The sequence below is a fragment of the Clostridium sp. AWRP genome (genome assembly GCF_004006395.2).
GTDB lineage: Bacteria > Bacillota > Clostridia > Clostridiales > Clostridiaceae > Clostridium_B.
In genome coordinates this window covers 3,325,595-3,338,652 of the sequence record NZ_CP029758.2, presented here as the reverse complement: position 1 = coordinate 3,338,652, position 13,058 = coordinate 3,325,595, and the positions used below count along the sequence as shown (strand labels likewise).

The 13,058-nt window shown below is 29.2% G+C and carries 19 protein-coding genes; 14 read left to right on the top strand and 5 right to left on the bottom strand.

What is annotated here, in order from left to right; all coding sequences use genetic code 11:
* Window positions 1-45 precede the first annotated feature (45 nt).
* From DMR38_RS15350 to DMR38_RS15340, 3 genes are all read left to right on the top strand, one after another.
* Window positions 46-909, top strand: coding sequence for a transcriptional regulator (locus DMR38_RS15350; protein ID WP_127722120.1), 864 nt, complete (start codon window positions 46-48; stop codon window positions 907-909).
* 97 nt (window positions 910-1,006) lie between these two features.
* Window positions 1,007-1,735, top strand: coding sequence for a response regulator transcription factor (locus DMR38_RS15345; RefSeq protein ID WP_127722119.1), 729 nt, complete (start codon window positions 1,007-1,009; stop codon window positions 1,733-1,735).
* The gene (locus DMR38_RS15340) at window positions 1,736-3,154 is read left to right on the top strand and encodes a HAMP domain-containing sensor histidine kinase (RefSeq protein WP_127722117.1); all 1,419 of its coding nucleotides are present in this window, start codon (window positions 1,736-1,738) and stop codon (window positions 3,152-3,154) included.
* 36 nt (window positions 3,155-3,190) lie between these two features.
* On the opposite strand, the gene DMR38_RS15335 is transcribed toward DMR38_RS15340, so the two are convergent.
* Window positions 3,191-3,832 carry a TetR/AcrR family transcriptional regulator gene (locus tag DMR38_RS15335; RefSeq protein ID WP_127722116.1) on the bottom strand — a complete coding sequence of 214 codons (642 nt, stop codon included), beginning with the start codon at window positions 3,830-3,832 and terminating at the stop codon, window positions 3,191-3,193.
* Between the two features lie 126 nt (window positions 3,833-3,958).
* Between DMR38_RS15335 and DMR38_RS15330 the strand changes: the two genes are divergently transcribed.
* Together DMR38_RS15330 and DMR38_RS15325 are read left to right on the top strand one after the other, a co-directional pair.
* Window positions 3,959-4,507, top strand: a complete 549-nt coding sequence (locus DMR38_RS15330; RefSeq protein WP_127722115.1) for a hypothetical protein — start codon at window positions 3,959-3,961, stop codon at window positions 4,505-4,507.
* 1 nt (window position 4,508) lies between these two features.
* Window positions 4,509-5,372 carry an EFR1 family ferrodoxin gene (locus tag DMR38_RS15325; protein ID WP_127722114.1) on the top strand — a complete coding sequence of 288 codons (864 nt, stop codon included), beginning with the start codon at window positions 4,509-4,511 and terminating at the stop codon, window positions 5,370-5,372.
* 84 nt (window positions 5,373-5,456) lie between these two features.
* Here the strand turns inward: DMR38_RS15325 and DMR38_RS15320 are convergent, their stop codons facing one another.
* A complete protein-coding gene (locus DMR38_RS15320) occupies window positions 5,457-5,825 on the bottom strand; it encodes a VOC family protein (RefSeq protein ID WP_127722113.1) in 369 nt (122 codons plus the stop codon).
* Between the two features lie 138 nt (window positions 5,826-5,963).
* On the opposite strand from DMR38_RS15320, the gene DMR38_RS15315 reads away from it, so the two are divergent.
* The 4 genes from DMR38_RS15315 (at window position 5,964) to DMR38_RS22355 (ending at window position 8,233) form a co-directional block, all read left to right on the top strand.
* Window positions 5,964-6,311: a helix-turn-helix domain-containing protein gene (locus DMR38_RS15315; RefSeq protein WP_127722112.1), complete on the top strand. Its 348-nt coding sequence runs from the start codon at window positions 5,964-5,966 to the stop codon at window positions 6,309-6,311.
* Window positions 6,312-6,404: 93 nt separating this feature from the next.
* Window positions 6,405-7,373 carry a D-2-hydroxyacid dehydrogenase gene (locus tag DMR38_RS15310; RefSeq protein ID WP_127722111.1) on the top strand — a complete coding sequence of 323 codons (969 nt, stop codon included), beginning with the start codon at window positions 6,405-6,407 and terminating at the stop codon, window positions 7,371-7,373.
* A 244-nt stretch (window positions 7,374-7,617) separates the two neighbouring features.
* Complete coding sequence (locus DMR38_RS15305; RefSeq protein WP_243124317.1) at window positions 7,618-8,055, top strand: hypothetical protein; 438 nt, start codon at window positions 7,618-7,620, stop codon at window positions 8,053-8,055.
* 40 nt (window positions 8,056-8,095) lie between these two features.
* Window positions 8,096-8,233: a hypothetical protein gene (locus DMR38_RS22355; RefSeq protein ID WP_243124316.1), complete on the top strand. Its 138-nt coding sequence runs from the start codon at window positions 8,096-8,098 to the stop codon at window positions 8,231-8,233.
* A gap of 364 nt (window positions 8,234-8,597) precedes the next feature.
* Here the strand turns inward: DMR38_RS22355 and DMR38_RS15300 are convergent, their stop codons facing one another.
* Together DMR38_RS15300 and DMR38_RS15295 are read right to left on the bottom strand one after the other, a co-directional pair.
* The gene (locus DMR38_RS15300; RefSeq protein ID WP_127722110.1) at window positions 8,598-9,158 is read right to left on the bottom strand and encodes a hypothetical protein; all 561 of its coding nucleotides are present in this window, start codon (window positions 9,156-9,158) and stop codon (window positions 8,598-8,600) included.
* A gap of 39 nt (window positions 9,159-9,197) precedes the next feature.
* Window positions 9,198-9,839 (bottom strand): ATP-binding protein, encoded by a 642-nt coding sequence (locus tag DMR38_RS15295; protein WP_243124315.1) that lies wholly within the window; start codon window positions 9,837-9,839, stop codon window positions 9,198-9,200.
* Window positions 9,840-10,259: 420 nt separating this feature from the next.
* On the opposite strand from DMR38_RS15295, the gene DMR38_RS15290 reads away from it, so the two are divergent.
* The 5 genes from DMR38_RS15290 to DMR38_RS15270 all read left to right on the top strand — a co-directional run bounded on the left by DMR38_RS15290 (window position 10,260) and on the right by DMR38_RS15270 (window position 12,092).
* Window positions 10,260-10,622 (top strand): hypothetical protein, encoded by a 363-nt coding sequence (locus tag DMR38_RS15290; RefSeq protein WP_127722108.1) that lies wholly within the window; start codon window positions 10,260-10,262, stop codon window positions 10,620-10,622.
* 9 nt (window positions 10,623-10,631) lie between these two features.
* Entirely contained in the window at window positions 10,632-11,024 is a 393-nt protein-coding gene (locus tag DMR38_RS15285) for a transposase (protein WP_127722107.1), read from the top strand.
* Window positions 11,015-11,323, top strand: a complete 309-nt coding sequence (locus DMR38_RS15280; RefSeq protein ID WP_127722106.1) for a hypothetical protein — start codon at window positions 11,015-11,017, stop codon at window positions 11,321-11,323. Before DMR38_RS15285 ends, DMR38_RS15280 begins: the two co-directional genes overlap by 10 nt.
* A 231-nt stretch (window positions 11,324-11,554) precedes the next feature.
* Window positions 11,555-11,827, top strand: a complete 273-nt coding sequence (locus DMR38_RS15275; RefSeq protein ID WP_243124314.1) for a winged helix-turn-helix domain-containing protein — start codon at window positions 11,555-11,557, stop codon at window positions 11,825-11,827.
* Between the two features lies 1 nt (window position 11,828).
* Window positions 11,829-12,092 carry a hypothetical protein gene (locus tag DMR38_RS15270; RefSeq protein ID WP_175413029.1) on the top strand — a complete coding sequence of 88 codons (264 nt, stop codon included), beginning with the start codon at window positions 11,829-11,831 and terminating at the stop codon, window positions 12,090-12,092.
* A gap of 85 nt (window positions 12,093-12,177) precedes the next feature.
* On the opposite strand, the gene DMR38_RS15265 is transcribed toward DMR38_RS15270, so the two are convergent.
* On the bottom strand, window positions 12,178-12,822 hold the full coding sequence (locus DMR38_RS15265; protein WP_127722105.1) for a diphthine--ammonia ligase: 645 nt from the start codon (window positions 12,820-12,822) through the stop codon (window positions 12,178-12,180).
* Window positions 12,823-13,058 lie beyond the last annotated feature (236 nt).

Genomic DNA, 13,058 nt, shown 5'->3' with positions numbered 1-13,058 from the left:
ATTTAAAAATTATCTTGTATAATTAACATAAAAGGAGATGATGCTTTGTCCGCAAAAGGAATAACATATCAAGCAAAGGATGTACTTTTTAAAACTCTAAGTGAAATGTTTAAAGATAAAGCATTAATTATGTATGGATTGGATTATCCTAAGATAGTTGAGATGCTTCCAAATGAATTCCCAGAAGTAAAGGCAGATGAACGTAGAGCTGACAGTGTATTTTTACTGGAAGATGGTTCAATACTTTTGCTTGAATATGAAAGCAATAATAGAATAACAGAGAACATGTATAAATATATTGACTATGTTTTGAGAATTTCAAGAAAATATTACGAAGAAAATAGAAAGATTAAAAAAGTAAATGTGGCAGTAATATATGCAAGTAATATTGAAAAAGCGGAAAGCAGATTTAGTATGGGAAGCGTTGGAATAAACGTAAAATCTGTGTTTATGAAAAATTATGATGGAGATATTATATATAAAGATGTTGAAAGTAAAATTAAAGAAAACAAAATTTTAGAAGACATGGACCTTATGAATTTAATATTACTTCCACTAATGAGAAGCAAAAAGGATAAGCATGAACTTATTAAAGATACCATAGAATTAGCTAAAGAAGTAAATGACGAAAGAAATCAGTATTTTATTATAGCTGGAGTGTTAACTTCTACAGATAAGTTTATTGACGAAGAATATGCTAATGTGGTAAGGAGTTGGTTAAAAATGACTAAGGTAGAAAAAATATTTGAAAAGGAAAAAGAAGAAGCTATGAATCAAGCTGAAAAGGGTAAAGCAATAGAAATTGCTAAAAATATGTTGTTAGATAACGAAGACATAGAAAAAATAGTAAGATACACAAAGCTTAGTATAGAAGAAATCAATAAGTTGAAAGAGGTCATAGGTCTATAAATAAATTTATTCAGTTTGGTAAAGTTAAAAAAGCTCAAGTCGTATTCAATTTTAGACTTGAGCTTTTTATCTGCAATAATAAAAGAGGTGTTTTTGGGTGGATTTAGTAAGTAATGCAGATAAAAAAATATTACTTATAGATGATGAAGAAGATATAACGGATTTAATAGAGGATATTCTATTAAAGGAAGGATTTAAGAATATTAGAAAAGTTCACTGCGGATTAGATGGTATAAAAATATGTGAGAATGAAAGGCCTGATATAGTAGTACTTGATATAATGCTTCCAGACATTGATGGAATAGAGGTATGTAAAAGAATAAGGCAATTTTCTTACTGTCCAATTTTATTTTTATCTTCAAAAAATAGCGATGTTGATAAAATCGTTGGACTGAGTATGGGAGGAGATGACTACATTACAAAACCCTTTAGTCCAAGAGAAATTGCCTTTCGCATTAAGGCACAGCTTAGAAGACAGCAGTATGATGGTATAAAGGAAGACAGCAGTAGTGAAAATGAGAATATAATCATTGGCAGCATTACTATTGATAAGTTGCACAGTCAGGTATATAAGGATGGTTCAGAAGTAAAACTTACAGCAAAGGAATATAAGCTTCTTTTATATCTGGCAGAAAATTCAAATAAAATAGTCAATAAGGAAAGATTATGTGAGGTAGTATGGGGAGATGATTATTTTGGATATGATAATACAATCTCCGTTCATATAAGACATTTAAGAGAAAAGCTTGAGAAAAATCCTTCTAAACCGGAAATTATAGTTACTGTAATAGGACTTGGATACAAGCTTGTAAAGAGGAATGAATAGATGAAAAAATCAGGATATAAGATAATATTTAATTTATATTTTAAGTTTTTTATTGCCTTTCTAATTTTAATTTCAATTTTTTTAGGGATAGGGCTTTATCTATTGAATGTTAATATAAGTAGCGAGAATAGTTATGCTAACTGGAGCAGCTGGCCTGCATATTTTACATCTAATTTTTATAAAAAAATTAGTTTTGATAAAGGTAAACCAAAACTTAAGGATTCAGCAGTAGGTGAATTAAAAAAGTACAAGCTTTCTTTTCAAATTGTTGATAAAAATGGAGATGTGGCTTTAGAATATAATGAACCTAAAAGTGCCCCAAAACATTATTCTCCAATAGATACTGTGCAGTTATATAAAAATGGAGATAATGCAGGGGAACATACTATGTTTGTTGGAAGTGTTAATAACAGCGGAGAAAAGTGGACTTACATTATAGGTTTTCCTGCAAAAATATCAAAAATAACCTTATACATGAATTATAACAAGGTTTTAAAGATAAAGTTTGTTATATTGGCATTATTTATAGTACTTATACTTATTACTGCAGTTTATGGTATATGGATGAATCGCACATTGTTAAATATAACATCAGGCATAAGAAGACTTGCTTCAAATGATTATATTCCCATGAAGGAAAAAGGAACGTATAAGGATATAAAATGCAGTCTTAATATTTTAGATAGTAAACTTAAAGCCAGCGAAGATGAGAGAAAAAAGAATCAAACTTTAAGAGAGGAGTGGATAGCCAATATTTCACATGATTTAAAAACTCCACTATCTCCAATAAAAGGTTATGCAGAAATACTGAGTGATCCTAAGTATGATGTTACATCTCAGGATGCAAAAAAGTATGGAAAAACAATACTTAGAAATGCAGAAAATTTAGAGAGCATAGTTGAAAATTTGAATTTTACTTATCAATTGAAAAATGGAATGTTTCCTATAAATCGTCAAAGTCAAAATTTAGTGCGTTTATTAAAGGAAGTAGTTATAAGTATATTGAATAATCCTAAATATGAAAAAAGAAATATTATTTTTAACTGTGTAGAAGATATTGTAGATTTTAATTTTGACAATACACTTTTAAGACGGGCTTTCACTAATTTGATTTATAATTCAGTAATTCACAATTCTCCAGATACTGAAATAAGAGTTTCTATAAAAAAGGAAGATAAAATATATATAAATATTGATGATAATGGAAAGGGCATGTCAGAGGAAGAGGTGAAAAAGCTTTTTGAAAGATATTATAGGGGAACTAGTACTTCTGTAAATGTTAAAGGTTCAGGCCTTGGAATGGCAATTGCAAAGCAAATAATAGAAGCACACGATGGAAAAATTAATGTAAAAAGCAAGTTGAATGTTGGTACAAGCATATATATAGAATTCTCAAAAGAGAGGGTGGACATAATATGATAAAATGACCACCCTTTTTAAATATTGAGTTATAGGCTATTTATTCTTGAGAAAATCTACTAACATTTCTATTGTAAATTTGGCAAATTGTTTCTTATCTAAACCAAAGTGATTTGTATAGGTATTACCTGATAAAGAAAGCAATTGGAAAAAACCTGTAACAACAAAAACTGAGGAAAAGGCAAGTTCAGATATTTCTAAATCAGAACGAATACTCCCGTCAGTTTTTCCTTCATGAAACGTCTTTATTAGTTCCTCAAATAAACATTTGTCTAAATCTGTAAATTTATTACGATAAGGAACGTTCATACCTACAGATCTGGATTTTATAATTCCACTCATATTTATTAATTGTATCAGTTCAGGAAATTTGCAAAAATAATCATAATAGGTATAGTAAGATAAACGTATTTTTTCAAAGCCTGTAGTACCTTTCTGGATATCATTTTTCATCATGTCAAAAAGACGGTTATAACCTCTTAATGCAACGGCGAAAAATAAATCTTCTTTGCAGGTGAAATATCTGTAAATTGTCCTCTTAGTAAATTCACATTCCTTGGCTAGAGTGTCCATAGATACTTTTTCAAATCCATACTTACAAAATAGTTCTTCAGCTTTGGAAATAATGGCTTCTTTTCTTTCTAACTGTTCATGCTCACGTCTAGTTAATTCCTTCAAAAAACATCTCTCCCATCTGTTGACAAAGAAATAAGAAATAAGTATACTACCAGTATATTAGTATACCGATAGTATACTTTAATAAATAAATTTAGTCAAGCAATTGAGAGTGAAGGAGAGTGCAAAGTGGAGAGAAACATCAGACTTAATAAAATTTATATAATCAGGTTATTAGTTATATTGGTCTTAGTTTCGGCATTGGTTATTATGAGAAAAATTGAAACAGGTTTTCTCATTTATAGTAATGGAGCAAATGTGTTGGATATGCGGTTTGGATATAGTGCCAGCGATGTGTTTCAACTGTTTACAACTTTGGGTGCAGAGGGTAGGTCAATTTATGTAAAGTATTTACTAGATGACTTTATATTTACTGTGGTGTTTGCAATAGTACAGAATTATATTTTGAAATTCATTATGGGCAAAGCTGTGTTAAATAGTAAGTGGCATGTTTTACTGTATATAGCTTATTTGCGTGCCTTTTTTGATGTTATAGAAAACATTATTATACTTATTTTATTAAATAGTTTTCCATCAATGTTATTATCCCTTATAACAGCAGCAAGCAGTGTAACCAGATTAAAGTTCATAGTATATGGAATATGGATACTTACTGTACCTATTTCACTTGTTGTAAGACTAATAATGAGAAAAAAAGCAAAGGTAGGGGTGATATAATATGAAGTCAGTTGTGATTTATTACTTTTCAGGCACAGGAAACACTGAGATTGTTGCCAATATGATTAAGGAAGGGTTCTTTAATTACCAATACAATGTTACTGTAATAAGGATTGAAGATGTATTAAAGAATAATCTTAAAATAGACCTTGAAAAATACGATTTAGTTGGAATTGGGTGCCAAGTTATTGGGTTTGGCACTCCAAATATTGTACGTCATTTTATTAAACTTCTTCCTAAACAAAAATACAAAAAGACATTTATTTTCCGAACTGCAGGTGGCGTAACACCTATTAATTATAACGCTTCAAAGCCAATTATAAGAAAGCTTTCAAGAAAAGGATACAAAGTGTTTTATGAGAGGTTATTTTCCATAGGAAGCAACTGGATGAATAAATTTGATGATGAAATTATCAAACAGCTCTATGCGGCAACAGCCAAGAAGGCAGATATAATGTGCCAAGAAGTGATTCATGGCAAAAAACGAACACTTAAAACTGGCATTGGACTTAAGGTGCTTATGGAAGGTATGATGTTTATAATTTCACGGATAATTTTTTTGCTAGGAAAAGATTTGAAAGTCAATGAAAATTGTTCTCATTGCGGACTTTGCATAAAGAATTGCCCTGCAGAAAATATATATGAAAAAAATGAAAAAATTAATTTCAGACTTTCCTGTAATGGTTGTATGAGATGTGTTTATTCCTGCCCAAAATCTGCTATTAATTTTAAGTCCTTGACTTCTTTTCCAATACCAGGTGGCTATAACATAAAAGAAATACTAAAACAACCATCTGGTGATGGCAAAATAAAAAATAAAGTTCCTCCATTTTTTGATAGTTATATTAAAGATGACACGTTATAAATATAATTTAGATATTAAAAATCGTATGAATGAAAATAGTGAAGAATCCTTATCATTAAAGGATTCTTTACTATTTTAGGCTATTTACCACTTAAGATTGGATTTATGTTCAACATATTCAACTACTGTACCATCAGGATGTTTTACAGTCATATTCATCCCAGTTGGTACCTTTTTCAAGTCTCTAATAACAGCAGCACCATTATTTAATAAAAATTCTTTGAATTCAATGATGGAATCAACTAAAAATGTTGCTTGAGTATCTCTAAAAGCCTTTAATGTCTCATCAGAACCGCTTATTATTAAAGTATTTCCTACTGTTACCAATTCTAAATTTGCTTCAGGATATTTAAATCTATTTTTAGATTTTTCATTTAATATTTTTTCATAGAATTTTATTGCTTTTTCAATGTCATTTACATAAAAACGATTTAAAACTTTTTTTATTTCCATTTGATTATACTCCCTTTTAAAATTGATTTTTATTTTTGAAGTTACTATAATATTATGGTAATAGGTGTAACCATTCAAGTACGTACTTTTTTGTTACATACTAACAAAAATAGTACTATTGAGGAGGAAACAAGCTAAATGGCAAGAATATTAAAAAATCCCCAGTCTAATAAATCATGTCCAATAGCAGCAGTACAATATTTAATTTCAGGAAAATGGAAAATGATAATCCTTTTTCATTTAAACGAAAAAACAAGGAGGTTTAATGAACTTCAAAGGTTATGTAAAGGGATTTCTCAACCAGTACTTACCAAGCAATTAAGAGAACTAGAGGATGATGGTATGGTGCATAGGGAAATTTATAAGGAAGTACCTCCGAGAGTTGAATATTCATTAACAAAAATGGGACGCTCTTTTATACCTGTATTAAAAAATATGGGAGAGTGGGGGAAAATTTATATAAATTCTATGGAAGAAAATGAGTAATCATTCTATAAAGAAATAATATGCAATTGAAAATGTAAAGTTTTTAGCTTATTAAATTTATAATATAATGGTACTAGAAGGAAGTGATATTATATGAGAATTTTAGTTGTAATTCCATTAAGTGAAGATGAAAAACAAAAACTTAAATCAAAGATGCCAGAAGAGGAGTATATTTTTATATCAACTAAAGAAATTAGCAATGAAATTGTAAAAAGTGCTGATATAATTATTGGAAATGTTCCTCCAGAGTACATAAAGGGAAGTAAAAAGCTTAAATGGCTTCAATTAAACAGTGCAGGTACTGATGGATATTGCGAAGCTGGTGTAATTCCTGAAGGAGCATACCTTACAAATGCATCAGGCGCTTATGGACTTGCAATATCTGAACATATGCTCGGTATGTTATTTGAAATTAAAAAGAAGTTGAATTTATATTATATGAATCAGAAAAAACATATATGGAAGGATGAAGGAAATGTTACCTCAATAGAAGGAAGTACAACATTAGTTGTAGGTCTTGGTGATATTGGAGGGGATTTTGCTAGAAAAATGAAGGCACTTGGAAGCTATACCATAGGAGTAAAGAGAACTAAAGGACAAAAGCCAGAATATATTGATGAATTGTATACAATGGAAGCTTTGGATGAACTTTTGCCTAAAGCTGATGTAGTGGCTTTAAGTCTTCCTGGGACAAAGGATACTCACCATTTATTTAATAAAGATAAATTTAATTTAATGAGAAAAGATGCAATCATTCTTAATGTGGGAAGAGGAAGTTGTATATGTACTGAAGATTTGTGTGATGCTCTTGAAAATGAAATTATTAGTGGTGCAGGTCTTGATGTAACGCAGCCAGAACCGCTGCCACCTGAACATAGATTATGGGATGCGCCAGGGGTTGTTATTACTCCTCATATATCAGGATTTTTTCATCTTCCAGAAACTTTAAGAAGAATTGTTAACATAAGTATTGAAAATCTTGAATATTTTAAAAATCAGCAGCCATTAAAGAATATAGTGGATTTTAAAACTGGTTACAGAGTTAACAAGGAAAAAGTTTAATAGAAGTATATTAAATTATATATAAAGTCATAAGTAAGAGATATTAGTAAATAAAATGTTGCAAAAAGTGATAATGGCATTTATCACTTTTTTATTATAGTAAAATTGACTCAAAATAGTATTTGAAATTTTTAGTTTTATAATATACTTCTTAAATACCCATAAGAGAACTTACGCCTGAAATTTTTAAAAGTTTTACATCAGATGCTAAAACAAAACTAATCTGACAGGTTCTAAAGGTGATGTGTATTGGTTTGTTAATGAATGGAATAACTATCTTAAAGATAATATTTTAGATAAATCAAAGGATATTAAAGGAATTGTTTCTAAAGGAATGGATTTTATAAGCAATAAATTTAATAAAATTTCTTCATTAAAATATCCTGATAAAGTTGATTTGCCAGCGGCTTCTATAGCTATAATTAGAATTAACAATAATAAAGTAGAATATTTTTTACTTGGAGATTGTACACTTATAGTTGAGAATAATAATGGAAATTCAAGTATTATTAAACAGACTTTGCTTGATAAATTGGATAATATAGCTAAAGCTGAAATGAACGAGTTAATGTTAAATGAAGGAATAAGTTTTGTTGAAGCTAGACAGAGGATAAATCCACTGCTTATTAAACATAGATTGCTTAAAAATACTCCCAGAAGGTTACTGGACATTAGAATTTGATAAAAGTGCAGTAGAAAATTCTCTTTATGGGTATTTGGATTTGGAAGAATGTAAAAAGGCTTTATTAATGTCAGATGGGTTTTCAGCAATTTTTGATAATTACAAATATATGGAGGCTGATAACCTTATTTCAATTATTGAAAAACAAGGATTGCATCAAGTATATAAGACTTATTGAAAATGAGGATGCAGATGTAGTGAAATTTCCTAGATTTAAAAAAAAGTGATGACTCATCTGCAGTGATATTTTTACAATAAATTTAAGTGGTATTGTGCTAAAAATGAGGGGCTGTTACATTAAGAATAAATATTACAACATATTGTATATAAATTTTTTAATGTTTCAGTCCCTTTATCCGATCGCTATCATTGCTAATACCCCAATCTTCTTCAAGTGTGGGATAAGCACTGCTACGCGCCTGGATAAGTTCTTCTAAGGCTCAGATGGGTAAAATGCCTAAATGGCATTTTACGAGCTTTTGCTCAGGTAAGAGGTATTCCTCACAAGCAAACTCCACCTGAGTCTAAGAATCACTTGATATTTAAGCTAGAGTATTTGTCTCATAAGTTGTTGAATCTTCATTTTCTGATGATTTATATACAGCAAGTGCGTTTTTTACATGAGTACTATTTTTTTTATTATTTATAGAATCAGATACATTAGAAATTTTAGAAGAACCTTTTAGTGTATTCTTTATTTTTAATTTATTTGTAATACCAGTTTGCGTAGTGATATTATCTAATTGTTCTGGAATAGATTTACTTTTATTAGAAATATGTTTATTATTTTTAGCTTTTTTCCCAGAATTAGTTTTTTTAGTTTTTCCTTTCATTTTTGCAGATTGTTTTTCCTGTATTTTAGCTTCAATTGATTGGAGTTCACTTTTTAAAGGACTAATCAATTCATCTTTAGCCTTTGATGATGTAAAATCACCTTTTATACTACTAATTTTACTGTTTAAACTTGATTTTTTTTGTTCAAGACTTTGTATTTCATTATCAATTTGATTTTCATTTCCATAAATATCCTTTGGGGAATCATCATTGGAGCTGTTAAAACTATTGTTTAACATTGGATTATAAGTAGTTGAATTAATTTGCATACAAAACATTCCTTTCTTAAAGCAGTCCTCAATTAATAACTAATTATTTTTTACTTTAAGCATAATATTTAAAATAAATTTATTTTTTTCTGATATGATATCTAAAATTCCATTATATTTTTTTACTATAGTTTCTATATTAGATATTCCTATGCCGTGACTATTTTTATTCTTTTTTGTACTTATAATTTTATTATCCTTATATTGAAGTTTATTTGCGGAGGTATTTGAAACTTCTATTAGCAAATATAAATCGTGGATATAAGAATTAATGGTGATTTTCTTGTTAATAGTTTCGTCTTCAATTTTCATACAAGCTTCAATTGCATTATCTAAACAATTGCTTAATATTACGCATAAGTCTACAGAATCAAGTATAATTTCGTCAGGTATGATAAAGTTACAAATGAATTCAATATTATTCATTTTAGCAATATTGTATTTTTCATTTATAATGGCATCAGAAATTACATTTCCTGTTTTGATTTTATAGTTCAATTTTTTTATAGTTTGTCCAAGTGTGTATAAATACTTGTTTATTTCTTTTGTGTTTCCATTTTCAGCTAAAATCTTTAAACAAAGTAAATGATTATTCATGTCATGCTTAACACTACGTATACTACTATAGAGAGCTTCAAGATTTTTACTATGGTTAATTTGAAGTCTAAACTGTTGATCCATTAATAAGTTTGTTTGTTCAATTTTTTGTATTTCAATTACTTTTTTAAAGATGTATGCATTAATAAGTATAGAAATTAACAATATAATACATACAAATGGCACGACAAAGTAAATTTTGGGAAAAATTGAAAAAAGATAATAGCTTTTATTATCAACATGAATATATTGAGTAAAATAAAAAATTAATATCAAGCTATAAGTTGCAAAACAAGGAACAAACAAATATAAGCTTTGGTAAACATCTACAATTTTTTCTTTAAAGCTCAGAAAACTATTTATTTTTTTCAATAAGATAAATAATATAGTTAAGTTTATAGACTCTCTAGCAATGTTTAATGCTTACTTATTGATAAAGAGGATAAGCGTAGTAAGATAGTCACTGTAGATATGTAATGTCCAAGACCAGAAGTTATAGAAAAAATGAAAATAGCACTAAAAAACAAAGATAAAAAATTACAGGAAAAAGATATAGGAACATTCTCTGCATTGAAAATAAAAGTAAATAGAAATCCAGCTAAAGGCTTTAAAAATAATGTTAAGTATCTTAACATTATTTTGGGTATTGATATAGTTGTTCCTGAAGGTTATGGTATAGAGCTTATATCAAGTTCTATTGCTTTAAGTAATAAAGGTAAAATAGAATATAGCTGTCCTAAGGCATGTAAAGATATAGAAGCAAGAACAGGATACAGGAGAGATAGACATAATCCGAATAAATTAGAGCCTGTTTTTGGATATAAAGCAGTAATTATGACTTCAGTAGAAGTAGAACTGAATTTATAGATTCCTATTATGGTTGAAACGGGTTCAGGGAATATAAATGAAGCTGAAACATTTATAAAACTGAATAAAAAACTTAAAGAATATTCAGCTTTTGAGACAAAATATCATATTATGGATTCAGGTTATGACTATGAGTATGTGTATAAAGAAGTTAGAAAAGAAGGGGCAGTACCTATAATTGACTATAACTTTAGAAATGAAAAATTAACAAAGGAAGCTCTTAAACGTAGAGGATATGATGAATTAGGACGACCATATGCACCCTGTGGCAAAGTATGTAGCCCAAATGGGCATGATTCAAAAAGGAAGTCTGTAAAATATATATGTGGAAAGAAAGAAAAAGAATGTGAGAACTGCGAACATTATAATAAAAACATGGATATACAAAAGACATGTCTATAAGGGATAATCCACGTTTAACAATAGAAGTGCCAAGATGCAGCAAGAGATATAAACAAATAAAAAGCATAAGATCATCTTCTGAAAGAACTAATAGCTACGCTAAGCAGTGGAGTGGTTTAAACAACCTACGGTTAATTGGCACAGTTTCTCATGCAGTAAGAGTTACACTTGTATGTATAGTAGTTATGCTGAAAAAAATCATGGAGTTTATTGAAAAAATGACTTTATATTATAAAAATCCTGCTATCGCAGTAAAGATTTATGGTGAGTATAGGGAAAATACAAAACAAGTAGATTAGTTAACAATATTATGAAACGGGGTGATAAAAATACGTAAAAGTATATAACATTCATTTTTACTATTGGTATTAATGGCATCAAGGATATTGTCAGCTTTTTTAATTTGGCATAATTATCCTTGTATTTTTAAGACAATAAAAAACTAACCATAAAATTACCAATGTAAATTGTGGTAATCCATAGTTAGTTCTTAAATTAACTCAAGTATTAGTAACATCTCTATTGACAAGTTGCATAGTCAGGTATACAAGGATGGTGCAGAAGTAAAGCTTACAGCAAAAGAATACAAGCTTCTTTTATATCTGGCAGAAAACTCAAATAAAATAGTCAATAAGGAAAGATTATGTGAGGTAGTATGGGGAGATGATTATTTTGAATATGATAATACAATCTCCGTTCATATAAGACATTTAAGAGAAAAGCTTGAGAAAAATCCTTCTAAACCGGAAATTATAGTTACTGTAATAGGACTTGGATACAAACTTGTAAAAAGGAATGAATAGAATGAAAAAATCAGGATACAAGGTAATATTTAATTTATATTTCAAGTTTTTTATTGCCTTTCTAATTTTAATTTCAATTTTTTTAGGGATAGGGCTTTATCTATTAAATGTTAATATAAGCAGTGAAAATAGTTATGCTAACTGGAGCAGCTGGTCTGCATATTTTACGTCCCATTTTTACAAAGAAATTAGTTTTGATAAAGGCAAACCAAAGCTCACAGATTCAGCAGTAGATGAACTAAAAAAGTACAAGCATAAAAATTGAGTTTCCAAAGGAGAATTAAGTTTAAAAAAACAGCTCTACACCATGAAGTGATGAACTGCTTATGCATCAAAATCTATTTAGTTAATCAAAGAATATCTATTGCTCCATAGCCGTCAATTTGCACGATTTCTCCAAGATGTATAGGCACAGGAGCTTTATAAAACGGTGCATAAGTTACAAGAGTATGATATTCGCCGTTTTCGCCACAAACATCAGCTCCAGTTTGTCTTATTTTATTCACAAGCTCAGTCGTGAGTTCTCTGCCTAAGAATTCATCATCAAGATACTTATGGTCAACAACTTTAATAACAGCAGTAATGCCAGATTCAATTTCTTCTTTAACTAACGTTTCTCTGGAAGTTCCCCAAAGTGGAGTAATGCATTCAAGTTCTGCGGCATTACAAACGTTCTTATTCCATTCCAAATGCTCATCTATATCTATATCACCAAAGACGCACACCTCAGCACCCAGAGTTTTAGCTTGTAGCAAAGCATTTGTAAAAGCCTCAACATATTTCTGTCTTTCAGTAGAACTGGCTGTTATAATCGGTAAACCGATTGAGTCGGCACTCTTTTCCGCTATATTTTGTGATATGCCGTGGAACCACGATCTACCATCCCTTTCATTTATAGCAGTGATAAGACAGATAGGCTCGTGTCCCGCTTCAATCATTTTATACATGGCAAGAGCAGAATCTTTGCCAAAACTATAAGACATTGCAAATTTCAAATCTTTCACCTTCTCTTTAATTATTAATTATATAGGCTTTTAATGAATTTTTGAATACCTTAAGGTTTTTTCTATTGGATAAAGTTATATTCCGAGTATTTCTATCAATGGAATAGTTCCAGAGATTAAAGTTGTTTTTTCAAACAGAGCAATTAGCAACAAGCAAATATTTTTTTAGGATTTCAACATAATTATTATAGCACTTTACAACATAACTTTGTACAAGTATTTTTCAA

Excerpts from the sequence above, each read along its gene's own strand:
- DMR38_RS15300 (WP_127722110.1), bottom strand. The coding sequence starts at position 9,158 with ATGCAAATTAATTCAACTACTTATAATCCAATGTTAAACAATAGTTTT.
- DMR38_RS15340 (WP_127722117.1), top strand. The coding sequence starts at position 1,736 with ATGAAAAAATCAGGATATAAGATAATATTTAATTTATATTTTAAGTTT.
- DMR38_RS15295 (WP_243124315.1), bottom strand. The coding sequence starts at position 9,839 with ATGGATCAACAGTTTAGACTTCAAATTAACCATAGTAAAAATCTTGAA.
- DMR38_RS15270 (WP_175413029.1), top strand. The coding sequence starts at position 11,829 with ATGAAAAAATCAGGATACAAGGTAATATTTAATTTATATTTCAAGTTT.
- DMR38_RS15280 (WP_127722106.1), top strand. The coding sequence starts at position 11,015 with ATGTCTATAAGGGATAATCCACGTTTAACAATAGAAGTGCCAAGATGC.
- DMR38_RS15325 (WP_127722114.1), top strand. The coding sequence starts at position 4,509 with ATGAAGTCAGTTGTGATTTATTACTTTTCAGGCACAGGAAACACTGAG.
- DMR38_RS15310 (WP_127722111.1), top strand. The coding sequence starts at position 6,405 with ATGAGAATTTTAGTTGTAATTCCATTAAGTGAAGATGAAAAACAAAAA.
- DMR38_RS15315 (WP_127722112.1), top strand. The coding sequence starts at position 5,964 with ATGGCAAGAATATTAAAAAATCCCCAGTCTAATAAATCATGTCCAATA.
- DMR38_RS15285 (WP_127722107.1), top strand. The coding sequence starts at position 10,632 with ATGGTTGAAACGGGTTCAGGGAATATAAATGAAGCTGAAACATTTATA.
- DMR38_RS15320 (WP_127722113.1), bottom strand. The coding sequence starts at position 5,825 with ATGGAAATAAAAAAAGTTTTAAATCGTTTTTATGTAAATGACATTGAA.
- DMR38_RS15290 (WP_127722108.1), top strand. The coding sequence starts at position 10,260 with ATGAAAATAGCACTAAAAAACAAAGATAAAAAATTACAGGAAAAAGAT.